Source organism: Actinophytocola sp. (assembly GCF_036555685.1).
Taxonomy (GTDB): Bacteria; Actinomycetota; Actinomycetes; order Mycobacteriales; family Pseudonocardiaceae; genus Actinophytocola.
The window spans coordinates 1-25,666 of sequence record NZ_DATBKY010000041.1 but is presented as its reverse complement, the minus strand read 5'-3'; the positions used below and the strand labels follow the sequence as shown (position 1 = coordinate 25,666).

26 protein-coding genes are annotated in these 25,666 nt (G+C 71.8%); 10 read left to right on the top strand and 16 right to left on the bottom strand.

The window, feature by feature from the left end:
• Positions 1-126 precede the first annotated feature (126 nt).
• The 3 genes from VH969_RS04190 to VH969_RS04180 all read left to right on the top strand — a co-directional run bounded on the left by VH969_RS04190 (position 127) and on the right by VH969_RS04180 (position 2,490).
• The gene (locus VH969_RS04190; RefSeq protein ID WP_331970618.1) at positions 127-981 is read left to right on the top strand and encodes a 3-hydroxybutyryl-CoA dehydrogenase; all 855 of its coding nucleotides are present in this window, start codon (positions 127-129) and stop codon (positions 979-981) included.
• Positions 982-1,042: 61 nt separating this feature from the next.
• Positions 1,043-1,897 (top strand): oxygenase MpaB family protein, encoded by an 855-nt coding sequence (locus VH969_RS04185; RefSeq protein WP_331970615.1) that lies wholly within the window; start codon positions 1,043-1,045, stop codon positions 1,895-1,897.
• Positions 1,894-2,490: a TetR/AcrR family transcriptional regulator gene (locus VH969_RS04180; RefSeq protein ID WP_331970612.1), complete on the top strand. Its 597-nt coding sequence runs from the start codon at positions 1,894-1,896 to the stop codon at positions 2,488-2,490. The genes VH969_RS04185 and VH969_RS04180 overlap by 4 nt, the downstream gene beginning before the upstream one ends.
• On the opposite strand, the gene VH969_RS04175 is transcribed toward VH969_RS04180, so the two are convergent.
• Together VH969_RS04175 and VH969_RS04170 are read right to left on the bottom strand one after the other, a co-directional pair.
• Positions 2,460-3,107: a TetR/AcrR family transcriptional regulator gene (locus VH969_RS04175; protein ID WP_331970609.1), complete on the bottom strand. Its 648-nt coding sequence runs from the start codon at positions 3,105-3,107 to the stop codon at positions 2,460-2,462. The genes VH969_RS04180 and VH969_RS04175 overlap by 31 nt on opposite strands.
• 4 nt (positions 3,108-3,111) lie before the next feature.
• Positions 3,112-4,053, bottom strand: coding sequence for a hypothetical protein (locus VH969_RS04170; protein WP_331970606.1), 942 nt, complete (start codon positions 4,051-4,053; stop codon positions 3,112-3,114).
• A gap of 499 nt (positions 4,054-4,552) precedes the next feature.
• On the opposite strand from VH969_RS04170, the gene VH969_RS04165 reads away from it, so the two are divergent.
• The 4 genes from VH969_RS04165 to VH969_RS04150 all read left to right on the top strand — a co-directional run bounded on the left by VH969_RS04165 (position 4,553) and on the right by VH969_RS04150 (position 10,410).
• Entirely contained in the window at positions 4,553-7,105 is a 2,553-nt protein-coding gene (locus tag VH969_RS04165; RefSeq protein ID WP_414638425.1) for a bifunctional FO biosynthesis protein CofGH, read from the top strand.
• Positions 7,106-7,399: 294 nt separating this feature from the next.
• Positions 7,400-8,485, top strand: a complete 1,086-nt coding sequence (locus tag VH969_RS04160; protein ID WP_331970600.1) for an S-(hydroxymethyl)mycothiol dehydrogenase — start codon at positions 7,400-7,402, stop codon at positions 8,483-8,485.
• On the top strand, positions 8,485-9,114 hold the full coding sequence (locus VH969_RS04155; protein WP_331970597.1) for an MBL fold metallo-hydrolase: 630 nt from the start codon (positions 8,485-8,487) through the stop codon (positions 9,112-9,114). The genes VH969_RS04160 and VH969_RS04155 overlap by 1 nt, the downstream gene beginning before the upstream one ends.
• 48 nt (positions 9,115-9,162) lie before the next feature.
• The gene (locus VH969_RS04150) at positions 9,163-10,410 is read left to right on the top strand and encodes an aspartate aminotransferase family protein (protein ID WP_331970594.1); all 1,248 of its coding nucleotides are present in this window, start codon (positions 9,163-9,165) and stop codon (positions 10,408-10,410) included.
• Here the strand turns inward: VH969_RS04150 and VH969_RS04145 are convergent.
• Positions 10,407-11,351, bottom strand: coding sequence for an SRPBCC family protein (locus VH969_RS04145; protein ID WP_331970591.1), 945 nt, complete (start codon positions 11,349-11,351; stop codon positions 10,407-10,409). The two genes, VH969_RS04150 and VH969_RS04145, sit on opposite strands and share 4 nt — an antisense overlap.
• Positions 11,348-11,659: an ArsR/SmtB family transcription factor gene (locus tag VH969_RS04140; protein ID WP_331970588.1), complete on the bottom strand. Its 312-nt coding sequence runs from the start codon at positions 11,657-11,659 to the stop codon at positions 11,348-11,350. Before VH969_RS04140 ends, VH969_RS04145 begins: the two co-directional genes overlap by 4 nt.
• 54 nt (positions 11,660-11,713) lie before the next feature.
• On the opposite strand from VH969_RS04140, the gene VH969_RS04135 reads away from it, so the two are divergent.
• Positions 11,714-12,202 (top strand): TFIIB-type zinc ribbon-containing protein, encoded by a 489-nt coding sequence (locus VH969_RS04135; protein ID WP_331970585.1) that lies wholly within the window; start codon positions 11,714-11,716, stop codon positions 12,200-12,202.
• Between the two features lie 152 nt (positions 12,203-12,354).
• Here VH969_RS04135 and VH969_RS04130 read toward each other — a convergent pair whose 3' ends face one another.
• The 10 genes from VH969_RS04130 to VH969_RS04085 all read right to left on the bottom strand — a co-directional run bounded on the left by VH969_RS04130 (position 12,355) and on the right by VH969_RS04085 (position 20,849).
• Positions 12,355-13,185 carry a class II fructose-bisphosphate aldolase gene (locus VH969_RS04130; RefSeq protein WP_331970583.1) on the bottom strand — a complete coding sequence of 277 codons (831 nt, stop codon included), beginning with the start codon at positions 13,183-13,185 and terminating at the stop codon, positions 12,355-12,357.
• Complete coding sequence (locus VH969_RS04125; protein ID WP_331970580.1) at positions 13,166-14,086, bottom strand: 1-phosphofructokinase family hexose kinase; 921 nt, start codon at positions 14,084-14,086, stop codon at positions 13,166-13,168. Before VH969_RS04125 ends, VH969_RS04130 begins: the two co-directional genes overlap by 20 nt.
• Positions 14,083-14,997, bottom strand: coding sequence for an ROK family protein (locus tag VH969_RS04120; RefSeq protein WP_331970578.1), 915 nt, complete (start codon positions 14,995-14,997; stop codon positions 14,083-14,085). Before VH969_RS04120 ends, VH969_RS04125 begins: the two co-directional genes overlap by 4 nt.
• Positions 14,998-15,120: 123 nt before the next feature.
• Positions 15,121-15,876: an NPP1 family protein gene (locus VH969_RS04115; protein WP_331970575.1), complete on the bottom strand. Its 756-nt coding sequence runs from the start codon at positions 15,874-15,876 to the stop codon at positions 15,121-15,123.
• A 63-nt stretch (positions 15,877-15,939) separates the two neighbouring features.
• Positions 15,940-16,488 (bottom strand): TetR/AcrR family transcriptional regulator, encoded by a 549-nt coding sequence (locus VH969_RS04110; RefSeq protein ID WP_331970841.1) that lies wholly within the window; start codon positions 16,486-16,488, stop codon positions 15,940-15,942.
• Positions 16,489-16,550: 62 nt separating this feature from the next.
• Positions 16,551-17,663 carry an acyl-CoA dehydrogenase family protein gene (locus VH969_RS04105; RefSeq protein ID WP_331970573.1) on the bottom strand — a complete coding sequence of 371 codons (1,113 nt, stop codon included), beginning with the start codon at positions 17,661-17,663 and terminating at the stop codon, positions 16,551-16,553.
• On the bottom strand, positions 17,660-18,844 hold the full coding sequence (locus VH969_RS04100; RefSeq protein WP_527249145.1) for an acyl-CoA dehydrogenase family protein: 1,185 nt from the start codon (positions 18,842-18,844) through the stop codon (positions 17,660-17,662). The genes VH969_RS04105 and VH969_RS04100 overlap by 4 nt, the downstream gene beginning before the upstream one ends.
• Positions 18,841-19,293 carry a MaoC family dehydratase gene (locus VH969_RS04095; protein WP_331970570.1) on the bottom strand — a complete coding sequence of 151 codons (453 nt, stop codon included), beginning with the start codon at positions 19,291-19,293 and terminating at the stop codon, positions 18,841-18,843. The genes VH969_RS04100 and VH969_RS04095 overlap by 4 nt, the downstream gene beginning before the upstream one ends.
• 4 nt (positions 19,294-19,297) lie before the next feature.
• Positions 19,298-20,053 carry a 3-oxoacyl-ACP reductase FabG gene (fabG, locus tag VH969_RS04090; protein ID WP_331970568.1) on the bottom strand — a complete coding sequence of 252 codons (756 nt, stop codon included), beginning with the start codon at positions 20,051-20,053 and terminating at the stop codon, positions 19,298-19,300.
• Positions 20,054-20,309: 256 nt separating this feature from the next.
• Entirely contained in the window at positions 20,310-20,849 is a 540-nt protein-coding gene (locus VH969_RS04085) for an XdhC family protein (RefSeq protein WP_331970565.1), read from the bottom strand.
• Positions 20,850-20,867: 18 nt separating this feature from the next.
• On the opposite strand from VH969_RS04085, the gene nudC reads away from it, so the two are divergent.
• The gene (gene nudC / locus VH969_RS04080; RefSeq protein ID WP_331970562.1) at positions 20,868-21,758 is read left to right on the top strand and encodes an NAD(+) diphosphatase; all 891 of its coding nucleotides are present in this window, start codon (positions 20,868-20,870) and stop codon (positions 21,756-21,758) included.
• A gap of 40 nt (positions 21,759-21,798) precedes the next feature.
• On the opposite strand, the gene VH969_RS04075 is transcribed toward nudC, so the two are convergent.
• Entirely contained in the window at positions 21,799-21,957 is a 159-nt protein-coding gene (locus tag VH969_RS04075; RefSeq protein ID WP_331970559.1) for a hypothetical protein, read from the bottom strand.
• Positions 21,958-22,054: 97 nt separating this feature from the next.
• Between VH969_RS04075 and VH969_RS04070 the strand changes: the two genes are divergently transcribed.
• On the top strand, positions 22,055-23,341 hold the full coding sequence (locus VH969_RS04070; protein ID WP_331970557.1) for an alpha/beta family hydrolase: 1,287 nt from the start codon (positions 22,055-22,057) through the stop codon (positions 23,339-23,341).
• A 4-nt stretch (positions 23,342-23,345) separates the two neighbouring features.
• On the opposite strand, the gene VH969_RS04065 is transcribed toward VH969_RS04070, so the two are convergent.
• Positions 23,346-25,666, bottom strand: a 2,321-nt coding sequence (locus tag VH969_RS04065) for a DEAD/DEAH box helicase (protein WP_331970555.1), incomplete at its 5' end; no start/stop codon positions are given.

Sequence of the window (25,666 nt, the reverse complement as noted above, 5' to 3'; positions counted from 1 at the left end):
CCGGGCCGTGGGCTTCCCAACCGCACCTCAGGGGAAAGTGACACAACCCAGCCACAAGTACGTGACCAGGCAGTACATTCCGTCGCACAAGGCGACCAAGGGTTTGAATCTCGGGGAGGCGGACTAGTGCGGGTCGGGGTTGTCGGCTGCGGGCTGATGGGGTCGGGCATCGCGGAGGTCTGTGCCCGCGCGGGGCTTGACGTCGTGGTGAACGAGGTGAACCAGGACGCGCTGGCCGCGGGCCGGGCCCGCGTCGAGAAGTCCCTCGGGCGGGCAGTGCGCAACGGCAAGCTGGCCGAGGCCGACCGCGACGACGCCCTCGGCCGCATGCGGTTCACCGCGGACATCGGCGACTTCGCCGACCGGCAGCTCGTCGTCGAGGCCGTGGCGGAGAGCGAGCAGATCAAGACCGAGGTGTTTCGCACGCTGGACAAGGTGATCACCGACGCGGACGCGATCTTCGCCTCGAACACGTCGTCCATCCCGATCATGAAGCTGGGCATGGCCACGTCGCGGCCCCAGCAGGTCATCGGCATCCACTTCTTCAACCCGGTACCCGTGCTCAAGCTCGTCGAGCTCGTGCCGTCGCTGCTCACCGGCGAGACGACGAAGGAGCGGGCGGACGCGTTCGTGGAGAACGTGCTGGGCAAGGAGGTCATCCTCTCCCAGGACCGCGCGGGCTTCGTGGTCAACGCCCTGCTCGTGCCCTACCTGCTGTCGGCGATCCGCATGCTCGAGTCCGGCTTCGCGTCGGCGGAGGACATCGACACCGGCATGGTCCAGGGCTGCGCGCACCCGATGGGCCCGCTGGCGCTGACCGACCTGATCGGCCTGGACACGACCAAGGCCATCGCCGAGTCGATGTACGCCGAGTTCAAGGAGCCCCTGTACTCACCCCCGCCGCTGCTGCTGCGCATGGTCGACGCCGGCCTGCTCGGCAAGAAGAGCGGCCGCGGCTTCTACGACTACAAGGCCGCCTGACCGACCCGGGATGTGATACAAAGATTCACGAATGTCTCATCGACTCGTCGAGGAGGCCGTCGTGACCGCATCCGCGCGGGCCGAGCCCGCGGTCGAGCTGCCGGGGCCGGGCTCGCTGCACTGGCGCTGGGCGGGCGAGGTGCGCGGGTACCTGCTGCTGGTCAAGGCCGGCCTGCTGCAGCTCATGCATCCCGGGCTCGGCGCCGGCGTGGAGCAGCACTCGGACTTCTTCAACGAGCCGTGGGAGCGCGTGCTGCGCTCGGTGCCGGAGATCCAGGGCGTCACGTTCGACTGGCCGCACGGCGCGCGCACCGCTCGCAAGATCCGCGACTACCACACGCACATCAAGGGTGTCGACGGCCACGGGAAGCGCTATCACGCACTCGACCCGGAGGTGTACTTCTGGGCGCACGCGACGATCTTCGACGCGCTTTTCCAGATGATCGACCTGTTCGACCACCCGATGACGTGGGCGGAGAAGGAGCAGCTCTACGCGGAGTCCCGGCAGGTGTACCGGGCGTACGGCGTGAGCGACCGGGCGGTGCCGCCGGACTGGGCGAGCTTCCTCGAGTACTTCGACCGGATGTGCCGGGAGGAGCTGGTGATCACGCCGGCCGCGCGCGGGCTGATCGAGTTCGCGAAGGAACCGCCGGCGACGTTCCCGCTCGTGCCGACGCCGCTGTACCGGCTCGCGCGCAAGCCGACGGCGAAGCCGTTGTGGTGGCTGTCGGTCGGCACGCTGCCGCCCGCGGTGCGCGAGCGCATCGGTGAGCGGTGGACCGAGCGCGACGAGCGCCGCCACCGGCGGTTCCGGCGCGCGGTGAGTACCGCCTGGCGCGTGGTGCCGCCGCGGCTGAAGTACACCGAGCGCGCCCGCCAGGGCTACGCCCGCGCCGGGGTCGGGCCGAGCGGATGAGCCTGCTGGAGCTCGTCCTGGCCGAGCCGGACACCGACGCAGTGGGAGAGTCCATTCTGGACGCCGCGTTCGCGGAGTTCCTCGCCTACGGCCTGCGGCGCACGAACGTCGACGTCGTCGCGCGGCGGGCCGGCGTCTCCCGCGCGACGCTGTACCGCCGATTCGACGGCAAGGACGCGCTCGTGCAGGCGGTCCTGGTCCGCGAGTCGCGGCGGTTCTTCAGCAGCATCGCGGAGGCGGTCGCCGGCCTGGCGTCGCCTGAGGAACGGCTCGTGGCGGGCTTCGTCGTCGGCGTGCGTTACGCGCGCGAGGACCGGCTGCTCAACCGCCTGCTGTCCGCCGACCCGGAGGCCCTGCTGCCGTACCTGACCACCAACGGCGCCCTGGTCGTCGCCGCGGCGCGGGACTTCCTCGTGCGCCAGGCCCCGGACGCGCCGGTGGCAGACCGCACCCCGGCCGGCATCGCGGAAGTGTTCGTCCGCCTGGCTATCTCGTTCACCCTCATGCCCGACGGCGCGATCCCGCTGTCCAGCGACGACGAGGTCCGCGCGTTCGCCCGCGCCTACCTCGCCCCGTTGCTGCGGTCCGGCTGACCGAGCGCGGTGTCGATCAGCAGCCGCAGGTCCGCCTTGGCACGCTTCCACCACATGTCCAGCTGGCCCTTGTCCGGGTTGGACAGTCCAAGTAGGAGGATGCCGCGGACGGTGTCCAACGCGGTGTACATGACGTGCCGGAACCGGGGGTTGTCGGCGTAGCGGCCGAACGCGGCCGCGGAGAACTCCATCAGCGCCGCGCGGGCTTCCGGCTCCACGGCCGTCAGCTGCTCGCGCAGCTCGGGGTCGGTACGGGCCGCGACCCACATCTCGACAGTCGCGTACTGGATCGGGCCCTGGTGGATCTCCCACATCAGGTCGAGCCCGGCGTCGAGCGGGTCGGGCGCGTCGCGGACCGCGTCGATCTTCTCGAAGGCGAGCTCGGTGCGCCGGGCGGCGAGGTGGCGGACCGCGGCGGAGACGAGGTCCGCGCGGGTGGGGAAGTGATGCACCTGCGCGCCCCGGGTCACCCCCGCGAGCTCGGTGACCCGGGTCGTCGTGGTGCCGGAGTAGCCGTAGCGGACGAGGCAGTCGACGGTGGCGTCGAGCAGGCGACGGCGCATCGCGGCGCTGCGCTGCTGCTGTGTCCGGCCGGTCTTCGACTTCCTCGTCGGCATCTCCTCAGGTTACTGATTCGTGCACTGATGTCGGGAATTGTCCGCCCCTGTCGACAGTCCGGCGGTACAGCGCGCCGTAGCACGCGACCAGGCCCGCCGCGACCAGCGCGAGGAGTCCGGCCAGCGACAGCAGCGTCGGCACGAGAGGCGCGTCCAGTGGCGACACCCTCGCGATCGACTCCACGATCACGACCGCACCGACGAGCGTATAACCGGCGATGCCGAGCCGCACGATCCGCATCCGCACGGACTCCGCCCACGACGTGAACGTCAGCAGCCAGGCGAGCCCGGGCAGCACGAGGATCGCGTGCATCGTGACCGCGTGGGCCGGCTTGAGAAAACCGCCCGTGTCGAACGCGGCCTGCGGGTCGGCCCGCGACAGCGGCACGCCGACCGCGATCATCGCCGCACCGATGCCCATCGCCGCGGCCAGCACGACGAACCCGTATCGCAGGGCCAGCCGCATGCTCGGCGAGTTCTGGCCGACACCGCGGAACGCCGACAGCGTGAACGCCAGCACGAGCACGACGATCAGCAGGCCGCCGAACGCCAGCATGCCGGCGACGGCCGCGTCGAACGGCGTCTGGAAGTTGAAGTGCGACGGCACGCCGCGCCACGCCTGCAGCGACACGAGGAACGTCTCGAGCACGCACGCCAGCGTGAACCCGCCGAGCAGCACCCGCCGCATGACCGGGTTCTGCCGGACGAAATGCGTGGCCCACGTGACCGTGGCCAGCGTGAGGCCGAACGACAGCCCGAAGGTCGCCGCCTTGCGCAGCGAGACCGGTCCGACCCACGACGCGCCGGTCGCGAGCAGATAGACCACGTGCGCGAGCCCGCTCGCGAACAACACCCCGCCGACGACGAACGCGATGTGCTCCATCCTGGTGCCCTCGGCCCAGCTCCGCCCCAGCGAGCGGCCCATGGCACGAATCGCGGTGTTCATGGTTCCACCTCCGGCCCTCAGACTCCTCCCATCGGCTGTGGAAGTCGTCAGCGCCGCGTGGACTCCGCGGCTACGCCCGGGGGAGTACGCCGCCGGCCCGCACACGTCAGGAGCATGTCAGTGGGCGGCGGCCCGTGCCCGGTGGCGGCGCACGGCGTCGCGGTTGGCGCAGGTGGGGGAGCAGCCGGCCGGCGCGGCGGCGCTGCGCGGCGGCGTGGCGATCGGTCCGGCCGCCATCCGCACCGCCTCGAGCCGCCTCACCAGCGAGGGCCGGGTTCGCTACCAACGATGCCTCTGCGGCTCGACCCGCGTCCTGCTGGGCACCGAGCCGATCGGTGTCGCGGCCGGAATGATCTCGGGCGAGGCGAGGTTGTCGTTGAGAGAGCGACGACCATCACGCCGGGGATGTCGGCCGCGAGGGCTAGCTTGGGGGCACGGCAGCCACGCGCGAGCAGGAGGGGTGTCCGTGACCGAGGGTTTCGTGCCGAGTGAGTCAGCCATCCGGCGGGCGCTGCGCCGCGCCCGCGACGGGGTGGCGCTCGACCGCACCGAGGCCGAGACGCTTCTACACGCGCGCGGTGAGCAGCTCGAGCAGCTGTTCGCGGCCGCGTCGCGGGTCCGGGACGCCGGCCTCGAGGCGACCGGCAGGCCGGGCGTGATCACGTTCTCGCGCAGCGTATTCGTGCCGCTGACCAAGCTGTGTCGCGACCGTTGCCATTACTGCACGTTCGCCACCGTGCCGGGCCGCGTGCCGGCCGCGTTCCTCAGCCCGGAGGAGGTGCTCGACATCGCTCGCCGGGGCGCGGAGCTGGGATGCACGGAGGTGCTGTTCACGCTCGGCGACCGGCCCGAGGACCGGTGGCACGCCGCGCGGGAGTGGCTCGAGGAGGCCGGCTACCCGGACACGCTCTCGTACGTCCGGGCCATGTCGATCAAGGTGCTCGAGGAGACCGGGGTGCTGCCGCACCTGAACCCCGGCGTGCTGTCGTGGAGCGACTTCCAGCGGCTGAAGCCGGTGTCGGCGTCGATGGGCATGATGCTGGAGACCACGGCGACGCGGCTGTGGTCGGAAAAGGGCGGCGCGCACTACGGCTCGCCGGACAAGGAACCGGCGGTGCGGTTGCGGGTGCTGGAGGACGCGGGGCGCAGCAACGTGCCGTTCACCACCGGCATCTTGATCGGGATCGGCGAGACGCCGGCCGAGCGGGTCGACTCGCTGTTCGCGATCCGGCGGGTCGCGCGGCAGTACGGCGGCATCCAGGAAGTCATCGTGCAGAACTTCCGTGCGAAGCCGGACACGGCGATGGCCGGCATGGCGGACGTCGAGGCAGCCGAGCTTGCCGCGACGGTCGCCGTCGCACGGCTGGTGCTCGGCCCGAAGATGCGCATCCAGGCGCCCCCGAACCTGATCGGCGGCGAGTACTCGTTGCTGGTGCGCGCCGGGGTCGACGACTGGGGTGGCGTGTCGCCGCTGACCATCGACCACGTCAACCCGGAGCGTCCGTGGCCTGGCCTGGACGAGCTGACCGAGCACACCTCGGCGGCCGGCTTCCGGCTGGCCGAACGGCTGCCGATCTACCCCGAGTACGTCCGGCGGGGCGAGCCGTGGCTGGATCCGCGGGTGGCCGGTCACGTCGCCGCGCTGGCCGACCCGGTGACCGGCCTGGCCGTCCCGGGCGCGACACCGGTGGGCCGCCCCTGGCAGGAGCCGGAGGTCGCGCTGGCCGACTCGGGCCGCACGGACCTGCACGCCTCGATCGACACGGTGGGCCGCACGGGCGACCGGCGCGACGACTTCGACTCGGTGTACGGGGACTGGGAGGAGCTGCGCGCGCGGGTGACGTCACTGCCGTCGCGCGCCTCGGGCCCGGCGGACCGCCTCCGCTCGTCGTTCGCCGCCGCGCTGCGGCACGCCGAGTCCGACCCGAGTGGACTGTCCGATGAGGACTCGCTCACGCTGCTGTCGGCGTCCCCGGGGGCGGAGATCGAGGCCCTGGCTTCCCTGGCAGACGCCGTGCGCGCCGACGCCGTCGGGGACGAGGTGACGTACGTGGTCACCCGCAACATCAACTTCACGAACGTGTGCTACACGGGCTGCCGCTTCTGCGCGTTCGCCCAGCGCCGTACGGACAGCGACGCCTACACCCTGTCGCTGGACCAGGTAGGCCAGCGGGCGGTCCAGGCGTGGACGGTGGGCGCCACCGAGGTCTGCATGCAGGGTGGCATCCACCCGGACCTGCCCGGAACGGCGTACTTCAACATCGCGGCGGAGGTCAAGAAGCGCGCGCCGGGCCTGCACGTACACGCCTTCTCCCCGATGGAGGTCGTGAACGGCGCGTCGCGCACGAACATGTCCATCCGCGACTGGCTGACGGCTGCCCGAGAGTCCGGAGTGGACTCGTTACCGGGCACCGCGGCAGAGATCCTGGACGATGACGTGCGGTGGATCCTGACAAAGGGGAAACTCCCGACTGACGCGTGGATCGAGGTCGTGACGACGGCACACGACCTGGGTATGCCGACGACCTCGACGATGATGTACGGCCATGTCGACAACCCGTCGCACTGGGTCGCACACCTCAAACTGATCCGGGAACTGCAGGAACGGACGGGCGGCTTCACGGAGTTCGTCCTGTTGCCGTTCGTCCACACCAACGCCCCCCTTTACCTGGCCGGCATAGCCCGCCCCGGCCCGACGCACCTGGAGAACCGCGCGGTTCACGCCCTGGCGCGCCTGCTGCTGCACGGGCGAATCGCCAACATCCAGACGAGCTGGGTGAAACTGGGGGAGCAGGGCGTGGTGGACGTGCTGCGCGGCGGCGTGAACGACCTGGGCGGCACGCTGATGGAGGAAACGATCAGCCGGATGGCAGGCTCGGAGAACGGCAGCTACAAGACGATCGCCGATCTGGAAGCGCTGGCACACAAGGCAGGCCGCCCGGCAAGGCAGCGGACAACGACCTACGGCGAGGTCCCCGGGGAACGCCTGAAGACAGCAAGAGAACACGACGGCGTCTGGCGCCCCAACCTGCTGCCCCTGGTGAGCGGTTGAGCGCCAACCGCACAACGGAGGCGGAGCCGAGCAACGAAGCCGAGCATCCCCGCCGGCCGCGAGCCACATTCGGGCCAGGTCGCCGCTGATCCACGGCGCAGCCAACCACCTGGCCTCCGGCCCCCGATCACCACCTCACCGGCCCACCGACAAGATTCACCCGCCGAGGTGCGACTCTGTGGACAACCCGGGAGGCGCCGAATTCCGGCTGGTCGCGAAACTCGGCCCGACAACCGGCGCCGCCGGCCTGGTAGAAGTACACCTACGTATCGGTGCACGGAGACGAGGTGGCACATGGCTCAGGAGGTTCGGGGCGTCATCGCCAGGGCGAAGGGCGCGCCCGTCGAGATCGAGACGATCGTCGTGCCCGATCCTGGGCCGGGCGAGGCGGTGGTCAGGGTCCAGGCCTGCGGCGTCTGCCACACCGACCTGCACTACCGCGAGGGCGGCATCAACGACGAGTTCCCCTTCCTCCTCGGCCACGAAGCCGCCGGCACCGTCGAGTCCGTCGGCGAGGGCGTGACCGACCTGGCGCCCGGCGACTACGTCATCCTCAACTGGCGCGCCGTCTGCGGCACCTGCCGCGCCTGCCTGCGCGGCCGCCCCTGGTACTGCTTCGCCACCTTCAACGCCGAGCAGCCGATGACGCTCACCGACGGCACGAAGCTCTCGCCGGCACTGGGCATCGGCGCCTTCGCCGAGAAGACGCTCGTCCACAGCGGACAGTGCACCAAGGTGGACCCGGAGGCCAGCCCCGCCGCCGCGGGGCTGCTCGGCTGCGGGATCATGGCCGGCCTCGGCGCCGCGGTGAACACCGGCGGCGTGACGCGCGGTGACAGCGTCGCGGTCATCGGCTGCGGCGGTGTCGGCAGTGCGGCGGTCGCGGGCGCCTCGATCGCCGGCGCTACGAAGATCATCGCGATCGACCTCGACGAGCGCAAGCTCGAGTGGGCCAGGAAGTTCGGCGCCACGCACACGGTCGACGCCAAGGACGCCGACGTCGTCGAGGCCGTCCAGGAGCTCACCGGTGGTTTCGGCGCGGACGTCGTGATCGAAGCGGTCGGCCGTCCCGAGACCTGGAAGCAGGCCTTCTACGCCCGCGACCTCGCCGGCACGGTCGTGCTGGTCGGCGTCCCCACGCCGGACATGCGGCTCGACATGCCGATGATCGACTTCTTCTCGCGCGGCGGTTCGCTCAAGTCCAGCTGGTACGGCGACTGCCTGCCCTCGCGCGACTTCCCGTACCTGATCGACCTCTACCGCCAGGGCCGGCTCGACCTCGACGCGTTCGTCACCGAGACCATCGCGCTCGACCAGGTCGAGGAGGCGTTCACCAAGATGCACGACGGCGATGTGCTGCGCTCGGTGGTGGTCTTCTAGTGCCGGCCCGGATCGAGAAGATCGTCACCTCCGGCACGTTCAACCTCGACGGCGGCAGCTGGGATGTCGACAACAACGTCTGGCTCCTCGGCGACGACGAGCAGGCCCTGGTCGTCGACGCCGCCCACGATGCCGAGGCCATCGCCGTCGCCGCGAACGGACGCGAGATCGTCGCGATCGTCTGCACGCACGCGCACGACGACCACGTCAACGCCGCGCCCGCGCTCTCGGCCAAGGTCGGCGCGCCGGTCCTGCTGCATCCGGCCGACGACCCTCTCTGGCGGCTCGCGCACCCCGACACGCGACCGTCCGCCGAGCTCACCGACCTCGACACGCTGCGCGTCGCGGGCACGGACGTCCGAGTGCTGCACACGCCCGGCCACGCGCCGGGGGCGATCTGCCTGCACGTGCCCGAGCTCGGCGTCGTGTTCACCGGCGACACGCTGTTCAACGGCGGGCCCGGCGCCACGGGCCGGTCCTACTCGGACTTCCCGACGATCGTCCATTCGATCCGCGAGCGGCTGCTGACACTGCCGCCTGAGACCGTCGTGCACACCGGCCACGGGGACGACACCACGATCGGGGCCGAGGCGCCTCACCTGGAGGAGTGGATCGCCCGAGGTCACTAGCCTAGGCTCCCCCGTAGGATTGTCGACAATCCCGGACGAGGAGTGCTGATGGCTGAGCTGTCCCCGATTCTCAAGCAGGCGACGCCCGTGCTCGCCGAACGCGGTGAGGGCGTGTACCTCTACGGCGAGGACGGGCGCCGGTATCTCGACTTCACCGCGGGCATCGGCGTGACGAGCACCGGCCACTGCCACCCAAAGGTCGTCAGGGCGGTCCAGGAGCAGGCGGCCAAGCTGATCCACGGCCAGTACACGACGGTCATGCACCGGCCGCTGCTGACCCTGTCCGAGCGGCTGGGCGCGGTCCTCCCCGAGGGCCTCGACACGATGTTCTACGTCAACTCCGGCAGCGAGGCCGTCGAGGCGGCGCTGCGGCTGGCGCGCCATTCGACCGGCCGCGCGAACGTCGTGGTCTTCCACGGCTCCTTCCACGGGCGCACGATCGGCGCCGCCTCGATGACGACGTCCGCGACCAAGTTCCGCGCCGGCTTCGCGCCGCTGATGGCCGGTGTCACCGTCGCGCCATTCCCCACCGCCTACCGGTACGGCTGGTCGGAGCAGGAGGCGACCCGGTTCGCGCTGCGCGAGCTCGACTACGTGCTGGCCACGATCTCCTCGCCCGCGGAGACCGCGGCGTTCTTCGTCGAGCCGGTGCTCGGCGAGGGTGGTTACGTGCCGGCGAACACCGAGTTCCTGCAGGGTCTGCGCGAGCGCGCCGACCGGCACGGCATCCTGCTCGTCATCGACGAGGTGCAGACCGGCTTCGGGCGGACCGGGAAGTTCTGGGGCCACCAGCACTTCGGCGTGCGGCCTGACGTGCTCATCACGGCGAAGGGCCTGGCGAGCGGCTTCCCGCTGTCGGCGATCGCCGCGCCGCGCGACCTCATGGCCAAGGCGTGGCCGGGCTCGCAGGGCGGGACGTACGGCGGCAACGCGGTCGCGTGTGCGGCGGCGCTCGCCACGCTCGACGTCGTGCAGTCCGAGGGCCTGGTCGAGAACGCCGACAAGATGGGCGCGCGGCTGCGCGAGGGCCTCGCCAAGGTCGCGGCGGACGTGCCGGCCATCGGCGATGTCCGCGGCCTGGGCCTGATGCTGGGCAACGAGTTCGTCGACCGCGACGGCGAGCCGGACGCGGCCACGGCCGCCCGCGTGCAGCAGGCCGCCGCGGCCGCCGGGCTGCTGCTGCTGACCTGCGGCGCGGCCGGCAACGTGGTCCGGATGATCCCGCCGCTGGTGGTCACCGCCGACCAGGTCGACGAGGGCCTGGCCCTGTGGCGGGAGGCGATCGCGGCCGTCTAGAGGCGGTCGGCGTACTCCTTCGCGAGCTCCTCGGCGCGGTCCGCCGGCCACGGGCGGATCTCGCCGTGGATGGCGCCGAAGAACAGCTCGAGCTGCACGTGCCAGGCGCCGAGCGCGGTCGCGCGCACGTCGGCCAGCCGCGCCGGGACGGTCTGCGTGAGCTCGACGCGCACGCCGAGCTTCTCGTCGGAGACGATCTCCCAGCGCACGGTGCCGGCGGGCGTGCCGCCGTGCAGCCACTCGTACTCCAGTACGCGTGGCTCGTCGACCTCGGTGAGCCGCCCGGGGGGCACGTACCCGTTGGTGGCGCGCAGCGGCGGCTCGCCGCCGGGCCCGGGAGCGGCATCCTCGACGATCAGCGCCCACACGTCGGCGGGCGGCTTCCACACGAGATCGCGCGCGAAGCGTAGCTCCCAGCCGTCGCCGGTCTCGTGGACGGTGCCCTCGTCGAGACCGAACTCCTTGATATAGCCGGACATCGGCGTGAGCCAGTCGGTCCGGGGTTCGGCCACGGTCCCGCCGAGCCGGGCCACGAGCTGTTCGAGGCACTGGTCCCACCCGGCCGCGGTCCGGCCGGCACCGAGCCGCCCGGTCGGACCGCCGCCGATGGTGTGGGTGAACACCAGCAGGCAGCCGTCGCCGTCCGGGACCAGCTCGATGCGCAGCACGTCGGCGTTCCAGCGGAACATGTAGACCTTCTCCGGGTCGACCTCGAGCACCTCGCCGTCCCCGCCGTCGTCCACCGGAGCTTCGTCCGGGAAGACGAACCGCATCGGCGCGCCGGGCCGCAACTCGGTCTCGACCTTCGCGGGGAACCAGTGGGCCATCTCGGCCGGTTCACTGACGGCGCGCCAGACCTTGGCGGGGGAGTGGCGCAGCCGCCGCTCGAAGCGCAGCACGGGCTTCCCGTCGATCGTCTGCAGGGTCGCTCGTTCGGTCACTGGTCCTCCATCTCGTCGAGGTGCCGTTCCAGGGCATCCAGGGAGTCCGTCCACATGCGACGGTAGGGCGCCAGCCACGCGTCGATCTCGGTGAGCGGCTCCAGGCGCAGGCGGTACAGGCGGCGCTGCGCGTCCTGCCGCACCTCCACCAAGCCGGCGCCGCGCAGCACGCGAAGGTGCTTGGACACCGTGGGCTGGGTCAGCGCGAGCCGCTCGACCAGGTCACCGACCGGCCGCTCGCCGCCGCGAAGGATGTCGAGAATCTCCCGGCGGCGGGGCTCGGCCAGCACCTCGAATATAGATGCCATGCCGTCAATATAGATGAGAAAGCATATAAGCGCCAATCCGCTACCGTGCCGCGCGTGTACCGCTACATCGGCCCGGACGAGGTGCTGGCCTCGGTGCGCCCGGACACCGCAGGACGCCCTATCACGACACCGGCTGACCTGGCGTCGTGGTTGACCGCGCACGGCGCCGAGGCGACGGAGCCGTTCACGTTCGTCGTCGACCTCCTGGGCGTCCTGCGCCTGGCGCCGCGCCGCAGCGAGCACGTGGCCTGCGCCGCCGGCAGGGAGGTGCTGAGCGCCGGTGAGATCGCCTTCGGCCGTGACGGCGGCGGGTGGACGGTGCGCGAGGTCAGCAACCAGTCGACGGGCTACTGCCCGGACCCGGACTCGTGGCCCGCCGTCGCCGCCGCACTCGAACGCGCGGGCGTGCCGCACCCGGGCGAGTTCACGGACCCGGTGATCTTTCGGCGCTGCCCCGCGTGCGGCGAACGCAACCTGGTCAAGGACGGCGACTTCATCTGCGCGGTCTGCGGCGCGGACCTGCCGGCGAGATGGAACTTCTAACCGCCGAGAACGGGCCGTCAGACGCGGCCCCGTGGATCGCGGCCCCACCCGCTCCGGGGGCACCCCCTCAGGTCCATTCTATCGGGAAATGGGCTGGTCAAGGCGTTCCGTCGGGGCCTGTGGACAACTTCGGGCCGCGGATGGCGCCGTTGTCACGCCCCGAGCACGCCCAGCAGCCGGGCCACCTCCGCGGTCACCGCGGTTCGGGCGGCGGCCAGGTACTTGCGGGTGTCCACCACGTCCGGGTGTGCGGCGAGGTACCCGCGGACCGCGGCCGTGAACGTCTTGTTCAGCTGCGTCGCGATGTTGATCTTTGTCATGCCGGCCCGCACCGCGCGGGTGAGGTCCGCGTCGGGGACACCCGAGGAGCCGTGCAGTACCAGCGGGACCGGCACCGTCTCGTGCAGGCGGGCGATCAGGTCCAGGTCGATCGCCGCGTCGCGGGTCAGCATCGCGTGTGACGTGCCTACGGCCACCGCCAGCGCGTCGATGCCCGTCGACGCCACGTAGGCCCGGGCGTCCGCGGGATCCGTCCGCGCGCCCGGCGCGTGCACGCCGTCCTTGCCGCCCACCTCGCCCAGCTCCGCCTCCACGTAGACGCCCGCCGCATGGCAGCGTGCCACAACGTCCGAAGTAGACGCCACATTGTCCGCATAGGACATCGTGGACGCGTCGTACATGACCGAGCCGAACCCCAGCCGCACCGCCTCGTGCACGAGCGACACGTCCGTCGCGTGGTCCAGGTGCACCGCCACCGGCACCGACGAGGCCCGTGCCACCGCCAGCGTGGCGAGGGCCAGCGGCTCCAGCGAACCGTGGTAGCGCACCGCGTTCTCGCTGATCTGCAACACCACCGGCGTCCCGGCCGACTCCGCGCCGGCGACGAGTGCCGACGCGTGCTCGAGCTGGATGACGTTGAACGCGCCCACCCCGCGGCCGGCGTCGGCCGCGGCGCCGACGATCTCAGCGGTCGAGGTCAGCATCGAGTTCCTCCACCGAAACCAGACGCACCAGCCGCCGGTAGGTCGTCGTGTCCACGTCACCGGCCAGCGGGCGAGCCACCGCGGCGGCCGACAGCGCGACCGCGTCCGCGAGCACGGCCGGCCACGGCGCGCCGGCCGCGACTCCACCCGCGAGCGCGGCCACGCAGGCGTCGCCCGCGCCGGTCGGGTTGCCGTGCAGCGGTTCCGGCGCGGCCGCGCGCCAGCAGCCCTCTCCGGTGACCGCGACCAGGCCGTCCGCACCCCGGGAGGCGACCACCGCGCCGGCACCGGCGGAGCGCAGCCGCCGCGCCGCCGCGAGCGGGTCGGCCTCGCCGGTGACGGCCAGCTCGTCGGCGTTGGGCTTCACGACGTGCGGCCGCGCGGCGGCGCCCTCGAGCAGCGGCGCGCCCGAGGTGTCCAGGATCGCCGGCACGGGCGTCGCCCCGAGCAACTGCGCGTAGGCGTGGTCGGGCAGTCCGGGCGGCAGGCTGCCGGACAGCACCACGACGTCCGCGCGCGAGGCCAGCTCGTGGTACCGGCCCACGAACCAGGTCCAGTCCTCGATGGACAAGCGAGGTCCGGGCTCGTTGAACGCCGTCGCCGTACCGTCCTGTTCGGACACGACGGTCACCGTCCGGCGGGCCGCCGCGGACGGCTCGACGAACGCCTCCCGGATCCCGGACGCGGCGAGGTCGGCCCGGATCGCCGCGCCGGTGTCGCCGCCGGCGAACCCGGTGGCCTGCACGTCGTGGCCGAGCGCGTGCAGCACCCGGGCCACGTTGACCCCCTTGCCCCCGGCCCGCGTGCCGGTCGGCGACGCGCGATGCGTGGCGCCGGGCACCAGGGCCGGCACGTGGTAGGTGACGTCGAGCGCCGCGTTCAGCGTGACGGTCAGGATCACGTGACGGTCTTCCAGGCCATGATCGCCGACCCGATGCAGCCCGCGTTGTCGCCCAGCGAGGCCGGCACGATCTTCGGCACCCGCTGGAAGGTCGTCCGCCCGACCAGCGCCTCCCGTAGCGGGGCCAGCAGCGTGTCGCCGGACTCCGCGAGACCGCCGCCGATCGCCACGATCTCCGGGGCGAACAGCGTGCTCGCGATCGTCAGCGCGGCGGCGAGCCCCTCGATCGCGCGGTCCCACACGGCCACCGCATGCGGGTCGCCGGCCCGTACCGCCTCGGCGACGTCCGCGGCCCGGGTCACCGGCTTGCCACTCACCTCGCCGTAGCGGCGCGCGATGTGCATGGCGGAGGCGACGGTCTCCAGACAGCCGCGGACGCCACAGCCACAAATAGTCCCTTGTGGATCGACGACGACGTGGCCGATCTCGCCCGCGTAGCCGTCCGCGTCCAGCCGGTGGCCGTCGACCAGCACGGCCGCCGCGATGCCCGTGCCGATCGGCATGAACATCGCGTTGCGCACCCCGGTCGCCGCGCCGACGGTGAACTCGGCGAGCCCGCCGGTCCGCACGTCGTGGCCGAGCGCGACCGGCATGCCGGCGGCCTCGGACAGCAGCGCGCGCAGCGGCAGCTCGCGCCAGCCGAGGTTGACCGCGGCCCGCGCGATGCCGTGCTCCTCGTCGATGATCCCCGGCGCCGCGACCCCCACCCCGCACACCACGGCGGCACCGGCGGTCGTCCGCAGCTCCTCGATCAGCGCGGCGATCTGCCCGACGTCCACGCTGCCGTCCACCCTTGGGGTCGGGGTGCGGTGGGCGTGCACGACGCGCAGGTCCTCGGCGACCAGCGCGGCCTTGATCGAGGTGCCGCCGACATCAATGGCCGCGACCAGCCGCTCCGCCTCAACGTCCACGAACGCAAATGTAATGCCTCGCAACCGCACCCAAGGGGAACGGGACGCATCCAGCCACACGTGCGTGCGGACCTGGAGGGCATCAGGCCAAGGTGACCACAAGGGTCGACTTCGGAGAGGCGGTCACGCGTTCGGGTTGAACGGGATGCCGGACGGCTTGGCCTCGGCGAGGTTGTTCGCGAACGCGCTGTCCTTGATGCCCAGGCTCGCCTCGCCGAAGTCGGCGGAGGTCAGCTTGGCCCGGATGCCGGCCGGGTAGCCGCCCCAGCTCACCAGGTCCGGGTACTGCCACGTGCCGTAGTCGTTCTCCGGCTGCTCGTTCATACCGGCGAGCCGGAAGCAGTGCGTCGTCGCGCCGTCCTTGTGGTAGACGACCTTCGCGTGCGTGCCCTGGAAGCCGACCTGCGAGCTGGGGTAGGTGTCGTAGTCGCCGTGCCGGGACACCGACACGTACTTGGCCGCGTCGCCGTTGACCCACACCACGACGTGCTCGATGTCGTGCCGGTGGCCGAACGGGTCCCAGCCCGCGACCGCCTGGTCCTTTTCGAAGTACAGGTCGTAGAGGTACGCGCACCAGCCGTTGTTGCACGTGGACCGCGAGTACGAGTTGGTGTTGTCCAGGTCCGACCGGTCGTGGCAGTTGCCGTTCAGCGCGCCGGACGGGTTCAGGCCCGGGTTCAGCGTGCCGTCCGGGCCGATCGCGGGGGTGGGGTAGCAGCCATCGCCGTCGTAGTCGAAGGCCGGCTGCCACTTGCCGTCCGCGGCGGTGAAGTTCGCCGGCAGGGCGGGCGGTGGGGTCGCCCAGGCGAGCGCCGGTGCGGCGAGCATGACGGCGGCGGTTCCGGCAACAACGCTGAACGTGCGCGACACGGCCCTCATGGGGCCAGCGAAGCATGACGTAGATCACTCGCGGCACCGACGAACGGACTGTCCTGTTCCCTGTTATCCCCGGTGGCCGAGCATGCTCAGCACGAGATCGGCGTACTGCCGGCCGAGCATCGCCGGCGTCGGCTTGCTGACCGGGGTGTACCAGCGGGCGACGTCGATGCCCAGCGACAGCACCGCCCGCGCCGCCGTCCGCACGTCGGGCACCGCGAACGCGCCCTGCTCGACGCCGCGTGTGATCACCTCCCGGACGAGCCGCTCGGTGCGCCGCCGCAGGTCCGCGACCAGCTCGTAGTCGGCGGGCGGCAGCGCGTGCAGCTCGTGCTGCACCACCCGGGCGACGACGTGCCGCTTCGCGTGCCAGGCGACGAACTTCTCCACCAGCGCGCGCATCGTGACGACCGGATCGGGGTCGGCGGACACGATCGACTCGACCATCGCGAGCGTTCGCTCGTGACCGCTGCGGCTGATCGCGAACAGCACCGACGACTTCGCCGGGAAGTGCACGTACAGCGCCGCGGGACTCATCCCGGCCGCGGTCGCGATGTCCCGGGTCGTCGTCGCGTGATAGCCGCGCTCGGCGAACGACTCGACCGCCGCGGCCATCAGCCGGCGCGCCGCCGCCGGCCGGATGTCCGGCCACAGCTCGTCCGGGATCGGCAGCTGGGTCACGCCGGCAGGTTCGCGAGCGGGGCGAGCAGCCGGCGGTGCCGGCCCGGCGTGCCGAGCGCGAGCTGGTCGGCCTTGGCGCGCTTGAGGTACAGGTGCGCCGGGTGCTCCCACGTCATGCCGATGCCGCCGTGCAGCTGCACGCATTCCTCCGCCGCGTGCACCGCGACCGTCGAGCACAGCGAGTTCGCGAGGCTCGCGGCGAGCCGCGCCTCGTCGGACGTGCCCGGCGTGGCGGCCGCCGCCCGGGCCGCGGCACGGGCCAGCGCGAGCTCCTGGAACAGGTCGGCGAGCCGGTGCTTGAGCGCCTGGAACGAGCCGACCGGCCGGCCGAACTGGTGGCGCTCCTTGAGGTAGGCCACCGTGGTCGTCAGGCACCAGTCGGTCACGCCGACCTCCTCGGACGCCAGCAGCGCGGCGGCCGTCCACAGTGCACCGTCCAGCGCGGGTTCCGCAACACCCGGGAGCGCGGTGGCGGTGGCGCCGTCGAACGAGACGTCCGCGACCGGGCGGGTGAGGTCGAGCGACACCACCGGTGCCACGGTGACCCCCGCCTGACCGACCGGCACCGAGAACAGCCGTGGGCCCTCCGGTCCGGTAGCCGGCACGACCAGCACGTCCGCGGCGAGCGCGTCGCCGACCGAGCGGACCGAGCCGCGCAGCGTGTCGCCGTCGTACTCCACAGTGGACGGGAACGGTCCGGCCGGGGCCGTGCCGAGCGAGACCGCGAGCGCGCCGACCGAGCGGCCGGCGCCGAGCGCGTCGAGCAGCTCGCGCACCGCGTCGGTCGCCTCGACGCCGAGCAGCGCGGTCGTGGCCAGCACCGCGCTGCCGAGGAACGGCACCGGCGCGACCGAGCGGCCGAGCTCCTCCATCACCACGGCCATCTCGCGCGTGGACGCGCCCTGACCGCCGAGCTCCTCGGGCACGTGCAGCGAGCCGGCGCCGAGCTCACCGGTGAGCGTGCGCCACAGGTCCAGGTCGTACGGCTTGTCGGTCTCGCAGCGGGCCAGGATGGACGCCGGCTGCGCGCGGTCGGTCAGCAGGTCCCGCACGCTCGCGCGGAGCTGATCCTCGATGTCGGTGTAGAGCAGGTTCACTGGAGCACTCACCGCGGCAGGTCCTTCCAGGCGACCTTGGTGTCGACCCGCGTCTCGGCGGGCAGCCCGAGCACGCGCTCGGCGATGATGTTGCGCAGCACCTCGGAGGTGCCACCCTCGATCGAGTTCCCCTTCGCCCGCAGGTACCGGTAGCCGGCCTCGCGCCCGGTGAAGTCGACCATGTCCGGCCGGCGCAGCGTCCAGTCGTCGTAGCGCAGGCCCTCCTCGCCGAGCATCTCGAGCTCGAGGCCGGACAGCTGCTGCGCGAGCCGCGCGAACGCGAGCTTCATGGCCGAGCCCTCCGGGCCGGGGGAGCCGACCGCGAGCTGCTGGCGCAGCCGGATTCCGGCCAGCCGGAACGCCTCCGACTGGACCCACAGGTCGAGCAGCCGGTCGTGCATTTCCGGCGTGCGCACCTCGGGGTGCTCCCGCCACGTGTTCGCGACCGTGCCGATCATGCCGCCCTCGGGCGGCGTCGGCCGGCCGCCGATCGCGACGCGCTCGTTCATCAGCGTGGTCTGCGCGACCTTCCAGCCCTCGCCGACCTCGCCGAGCCGGTCGGTGTCCGGGATCCACGCGTCGGTCATGAACACTTCGTTGAACTCGGCCTCGCCGGTGATCTGGCGCAACGGCCGCACCTCGACGCCCGGCTGGGTCATGTCGAGGACGAAGTAGGACAGGCCGGCGTGCTTGGGCAGGTCCGGGTCGGTGCGGGCGAGCAGGATCGCCCACTTCGCGGTGTGCGCGCTGGAGGTCCACACCTTCTGGCCGGTGACCCGCCAGCCGTCCACGCCGTCCTTGGTGTCGCGCACCGCCCGCGTGCCCGCCGCGGCGAGGTCGGAGCCGGCGCCCGGCTCGGAGAACAGCTGGCACCACACTTCCTCGCCGGTCCACAGTGGACGCATGAGGCGCTTCTTCAGTTCGCCGGTGCCGAAGGCGAGGATCGTCGGAGCGGCCATGCCGAGCCCGATGCCGATCCGGCGCGGGTCGTTGTCGGGCGTGCCGGCGAGCTCGGCCTCGACGACGTTCTGCATCTCCCGGGCGAGGCCGAGCCCGCCCAGCCCCTCGGGGAAGTGCACCCAGGCGAGGCCCGCGTCGAAGCGTGCCCGCAGGAAGTCCATCCGGTCCATGGCGGACGGATCGTTGGCGGCCAGGAACTCGCGTGTCAGCTCGCGCAGCCGGTCGGGGGTCACGGCACGTACAACGCAATCGACTCGGCGACGCAGGCGGGTTTTTCGCCACCCTCGATCTCGATCGTCGTCCGGACGGTCACCTGCTTGCCCTGCGCCTTGTCGACGATGTCGACCAGCTCGACGTTGGCCCGCACCCGCGACCCGACCGGCACGACGGACGGGAAGCGGACCTTGCCGAGGCCGTAGTTGATGCCCATCTTGATGCCGTCGACCGAGTAGATCTGCTTGCCCAGCATGGGGATCAGGCTCAGCGTCAGGTACCCGTGGGCGATCGTGGTGCCGAACGGCCCGGCCTTGGCCTTGTCCGCGTCGACGTGGATCCACTGGTGGTCACCGGTGGCGTCGGCGAACTGGTCGATCCGGTCCTGGGTGATCTCGAGCCAGTCGCCGGTGCCGAGGAGCTCGCCCTTGGCGCCGGCGAGCTCGTCGAGGTTCGCGAAGGTGCGCATGTCCTCAGTCCCTGGGTCCGCCGGCCACGTAGATCACCTGGCCGGAGATGAAGCCGGACTCCTCGCCCGCGAGGAAGGAGACCAGCGCGGCGATGTCGCCCGGCTGGCCGACGCGCTGCACCGGGGTGGCGGCCGCGGCGGCCTTCTTCATGTCCTCGAAGTCGATCTCCAGCCGCTTCGCGGTGGCCGCGGTCATCTCGGTCTCGATGAACCCCGGCGCGATCGCGTTGGCGGTCACCCCGAACTTGCCGAGCTCGATGGCGAGCGTCTTGGTGAACCCTTGCATGCCGGCCTTGGCGGCGGAGTAGTTGGCCTGCCCGCGGTTGCCGAGGGCGGAGGTGCTGGAGAGGTTGACGATGCGGCCCCAGCCCTGCTCGGTCTGGTGTTTCTGGACCTCGCGGCTCATGAGGAAGGCGCCGCGCAGGTGCACGCCGAGGACCGAGTCCCAGTCAGTCTCGGTCATCTTGAACAGCAGGTTGTCGCGTGTGATCCCGGCGTTGTTGACGAGGATGGTGGGCGCCCCGAGCTCGCCCGCCACCCTCTCGACGGCCTGCTGCACGGCCGCGGCATCGGTGACATCGGCGCCGATCCCGATCGCCTGGCCGCCCTTGTTCGTGATCGCCTCGACGGTGGCGGCGCAGGACCCTTCGTCGAGATCGACGACGCCGACGGCGTTTCCGTCCTGCGCAAGTCGCTGGGCGACCGCCGCCCCGATGCCCCGAGCGGCACCGGTCACGATCGCGACACGGGAGTGGGCCACAGTGCTGTTCCTCCAACGTGGGGGGTAGGTAAGCAAGCGCTTAGCAAGTTACCTCGCCACCCAAGTACAGGCAACAAGCTGTGACGAGCAAGGCGAAGGCCATCCTCCGGCCGCGTCCGCTTGGCCAACTCCACGAGCGGTCTCACCAGCGAGGACGCACCAAGAGCAAGATCGACGACGGCTCCGGCCCCCGAGAATCCAGCGCAGGGGCGACGCCCGACAAGATCGCCGCGAGCGACCGAGGGCTGTCGACAGGTCAGAAGTCGAACCCGCCCGGCTTGCCGTTCCGGTCCGCGATCAACCCCGCCAGGGTCGCGATGGCGATCTCCGCCGGCGTCCGCGACCCGATGTTCAACCCGATCGGCCGGTGCACCCGGGCGATGTCCTCGTCCGCCACCCCGAGCTCCTTGAGCGCGGAGAGGTGCGGTCCCGGATGCCGGGGGCTGCCCATGATGCCGACCCACCGCACGTCGAGTGCCAGCGCGTCCCGCAGGAAGACGCCCAGCTCAGGCCGGTGGTGGTCGGTGACGATGACGTCCGTGTCGCCGTCGATGCTCGGCGGGAGGGCGGTCAGGACGGTCGTCTCCGCGTTCTCGTCGTTCGTCACGCGACCGCGTTCCGGTTCCACCAGCGTGGTGTGGTAGCCGAGGTCCCGGCCGTAGCGGATGAGGAAGTGCGCCACCGGCGAGGCGAACACCGCCACCAGCGTGCGTGTCTCGGGCGTGGCGCTCTCGTAGCCGTGCGCGATGGCGTCCCCCTGCCCGTGGGCGACGGCACAGTTCGGGTCGATCTCCATGAGCCTAGGGTTGCACGCGTGCGAGCTAACGACACCTTGCCTTACAACGGGTTGCAGCTCGATCGCGCCGGGGCCCGCCGCGGTGATCCGGACTGGGTGGCCCGCGTGCGGGCGCGCCCGGGCACGCGCGCCCTGGCCTTCCGTCGCGACGCCTGCCTCACCGCACACGGGCGGCCCGTCACGGTCGAGGCCGGGCCCGACGCGGTCTTTCTCGGCACGGACGGCGAGGCGGGCGTGTTCGCCGTCGACCTGTCCGATTTGGACGAGTCGGCGGCACTGCGCGCCGCGGAGGCGGATGCCGTCACCGACGTGCGCGCGTTGTTCCGGACGCTCGACGCCGAGGACGCGGCCACCCTCGCCTACGCGCGGGGGATGCTGCACTGGGCCCGCAACCAGCGCTTCTGCGGCGCCTGCGGCACGCCCACCGAGATCCGCCACGCCGGTCATCAGCGCTTCTGCCGCACGTGCGAGCGGCTGCTGTTCCCCCGCATCGAGCCCGCGGTGATCATGCTCGTCGAGGCACCCGCCGCGCCCCGCCGCGTGCTGCTCGCCCGGCACCGGGGCGCCGCGCCCAACGCCTACTCCACGCTCGCCGGCTTCGTCGAGATCGGCGAGAGCCTCGAGGACGCCGTACGCCGCGAGCTGGTGGAGGAGGCCGGCGTGCCCGTCTCGTCCGTGCGCTACCAGGCGTCCCAGGCGTGGCCGTTCCCATCCGGGCTGATGGTCGGCTTCCGGGCGGTCGCCGAGTCCGACGCGGTGGCCGTCGACCACGACGAGCTGCTCGAGGCCCGCTGGTTCACCCGCGACGAGGTGCTCGACCTGCTCGCCGTGCACCGGGCCGAGGGTCGTGACCGCCCGGACTCCATCGAGGCCTACCTGGTCGGCACCTGGCTCGAGGAGCAGCCGTAGTGGCCCGCGACTTCGACGACCTGGTCGAGGCGCGCAAGCCCTAACGGAGGCTCGCGGCCTCGCGGCGGCGGCTCACCGGCGTCAGGTTGGCCTCGCGGGAGTACGCGTCGTCGGGTGCGGCCTCGGTGTGGTCCACGTCTTCGGCGTCGTCGCCGACGGCCGGGCGCCCGCAGTACGGGCACGAGCAGATATCGCTCATAGGTTCGATTCTAGTGATCGCCGTCGTGACCGGCAAGGAAACCGAGGGGTTTAGCCGCCGGGTGCCACGGGGGACACTGAAACGTGGAGGTGACGTCATGCGCTTCCGGGATCGGGTGGACGCCGGCCGCAGGCTCGGCGAGCACCTGACTGATCTCCGCGCGGCGAACCCCGTCGTGGTCGGCCTTCCGCGCGGCGGCGTGCCCGTCGCCGCCGAGATCGCGGCCGCGCTCGACGCCCCGCTCGACATCGTGCTCGTGCGCAAGATCGGCGCGCCGCAGCGCCCGGAACTCGCGGTCGGCGCCGTCGGCGAGGACGGCGTGACCGTCCGGAACGAGGCCGTGCTGGCCGAGCTGGGGCTGTCCTGGCCGGATCTCGACGAGCAGATCGCACGCGAGCGCGCGGAGATCGAGCGGCGGGCCACCACGCTTCGGCCGGGTCCGCGGCCGAGCCTAGAGGGGCGCACGGTGATCGTCGTCGACGACGGCATCGCCACCGGCGCCACGGTCGTCGCCGCGATCCGCGTGACGCGCCGGCTCGGCGCGCGGCGGATCGTGCTCGTGGTCCCGGTCGCGCCCGCCGACACGGTGGCGCGCCTGCGTGAGATAGCCGACGACGTCGTGTGCGGCATGACGCCGCGCCGCTTCCTCGCGGTGGGGCAGTGGTACGACGACTTCCGGCAGGTCGGTGACGAGGAGGTGCGCGACCTGCTCGCCGCGGCGGCCCAACCCGCCGGGCGGTCCACTGAGGACGCGCAACGCATCGATGAACAGGTCGTCGTCGCCGGCCACCTGCCCGGCGACCTGATCGTGCCACCGCGGCCGGCGGGCATGGTGGTCTTCGCGCACGGCAGCGGCAGCGGGCGGCGCAGCCCGCGCAACCGGTCGGTCGCCGCGACGCTGCACGAAGCCGGGTTCGGCACCGTGCTCGTCGACCTCCTCGACGCGACCGAGGCCGGCGACCGGGCGAACGTGTTCGACATCGACCGGCTGGCGTCCCGGCTGCGCGCGACGGTCGCGCTCGTGCGGGACGACCCACGGCTCGCCGGGCTGCCGATCGGCCTGTTCGGCGCGAGTACGGGTGCGGCGGCGGCCCTGCGGGCGGCCGCGGCACCGGACGTGAAGGTGTCCGCGGTGGTCTCCCGGGGCGGGCGGCCCGACCTCGCGGGCGACGGGCTGGCCGCCGTGGACGCGCCCACCCTGCTGATCGTGGGCGGACGCGACGAGCAGGTGCTGGAGCTCAACGTCCAGGCGCGAGAACGGATGCGCTGCCGGACCGAGCTCGCCGTCGTGCCTGGCGCGAGCCACCTGTTCGAGGAACCGGGCGCGCTGGGCCAGGTCGCCGAGCTCGCCGTCGGCTGGTTCACCGAGCACGCGCGGAACTGACTCCTCAGAGCTGACCCGCGGCGGTGATCACCACCGCGGCGCTGCCCTGCTCGTCGGAGCCCGCCAGGTCGATCTCCGCGGTGAAGCCCCAGTCGTGGTCGCCGGCGGGGTCGTCGAAGATCTGGCGGACGAGCCAGCGTTCGGGTTCCTGCTCGATGACGAGGAAACGCGGCCCGCGCGCGTCCGAGCCGGTGCGGATCTCCTCGTGCAGGTCGAAGTACGGCTCGATCGCGTCCGCCCACGCGTCGGCGTCCCAGCCGGACTCGGCGTCCAGCGCACCGAGCGCGTCGTAGTCCTGGCGGGCGGCGAGCTGCACGCGGTGGAACAGGGCGTTGCGCACCAGTACCCGGAACGCCCGCGTGTTCGTGGTGACCGCGGGCGCCTGGTCGTCCGAAGTGGACTCCGGTTCGGCGTCCGGGTTCGTCAGCTTCTCCCACTCGTCGAGCAGGCTCGAGTCGACCTGGCGCACCAGCTCACCCAGCCACTCGGTGAGGTCGGCGAGCTCCTCGGTCTTCGCCTCCTCCGGCACGGTCTGGCGCAGCGCCTTGTACGCGTCCGCGAGGTAGCGCAGCACGAGGCCCTCGCCGCGAGCGAGCTGGTAGAAGGCGACGTACTCGACGAACGTCATCGCCCGCTCGTACATGTCGCGCGCCACGGACTTGGGGGAGAGCCGGTAGTCCGCGACCCACGGGTGGCCACGCCGGTAGGTCTCGTACGCGGCGTGCAGCAGCTCCGCGAGCGGCTTGGGGTGGGAGACGTCCTCCAGGAGCGCCATGCGCTCGTCGTACTCGATGCCCTCGGCCTTCATCGCGGCCACGGCCTCGCCGCGGGCCTTGAACTGCTGCGCGGACAGCACCTGCCGTGGGTCCTCCAAAGTGGACTCAATGACCGACAGGACGTCCAGCGGGTAGGCGGGGTCCTCGCGGTCGAGCAGGTCGATGGCGCCGAGCGCGAGCGGGGACAGCGGCTGGTTGAGCGCGAAGTCCAGCTGCAGGTCGACGGTCAGCCGGATCGTGCGGCCCTGCTCGTCGGGCTCGGCCAGCTTCTCCACGACGCCGGCGGCCAGCAGCGCCCGATAGATCGCGATGGCCCGGCGGATCAGCCTGCGCTGGACTGGCCGGTCCTCGTGGTTGTCCTCCAGCAGGTGACGCATCGCGGCGAACGCGTCGCCGGGACGGCCGATCACGTTCAGCAGCATCGCGTGGTTGACGGTGAAGCTCGACGTCAGCGGCTCGGGCTCGGCCTCGACCAGGCGCTGGAAGGTCGGCTCGCCCCAGCCGATCGAGCCCTCCGGCGGCTTCTTGCGCACCACCTTGCGCCGCTTCTTCGGGTCGTCGCCGGCCTTCGCGAGCGCCTTCTCGTTCTCGATGACGTGCTCGGGAGCCTGCACGACCACGTTGCCGACCGTGTCGTAGCCGGCCCGGCCCGCGCGGCCGGCGATCTGGTGGAACTCGCGGGCCTTGAGCAGCCGCACCTTCTGACCGTCGTACTTGGACAGTGCGGTGAACAGCACCGTCCGGATCGGAACGTTGACCCCGACGCCGAGCGTGTCGGTGCCGCAGACGACCTTGAGCAGGCCGGCCTGGGCGAGCCGCTCCACCAGCCGGCGATACTTGGGCAGCATCCCGGCGTGGTGCACGCCGATCCCGTGCCGGACGAACCGGGACAGGTTGCGGCCGAAGCCGGTGGTGAACCGGAAGTTGCCGATCTCGGCGGCGATCGCGTCCTTCTCCGCCCTGGTGGAGACGTTGATGCTCATCAGCGCCGACGCCCGCTCGACGGCGGCCGCCTGGGTGAAGTGCACCACGTATACCGGGGCCTGCTTGGTGTAGAGCAGGTCCTCGATCGTCTCGTGCAGCGGAGTCAGCCGGTACGAGTAGAACAGCGGCACCGGGCGGACGGCGCTGCGGACGGTCGCCGTCTCCCGGCCGGTGCGCCGGGTCAGGTCCCGCTCGAACCGGCTGACGTCGCCGAGCGTCGCGGACATGAGCAGGAACTGCGCCTTCGGCAGCTCGATCAGCGGCACCTGCCAGGCCCAGCCGCGGTCCGGGTCGGCGTAGAAGTGGAACTCGTCCATCACGACCTGCCGCACGTCCGAGTCGGGACCGTCCCGCAGGGCGATGTTGGCCAGCACCTCGGCCGTGCAGCAGACGATCGGCGCCTCCGAGTTCACGGCGGCGTCGCCGGTCATCATGCCGACGTTGGCGGTGCCGAAGATCGCGCACAGGTCGAAGAACTTCTCGCTCACCAGCGCCTTGATCGGCGCGGTGTAGAACGTCCGCGGCCCGGCGGCCAGCGCCGCGGCGTGGGCGCCGGCGGCGACCA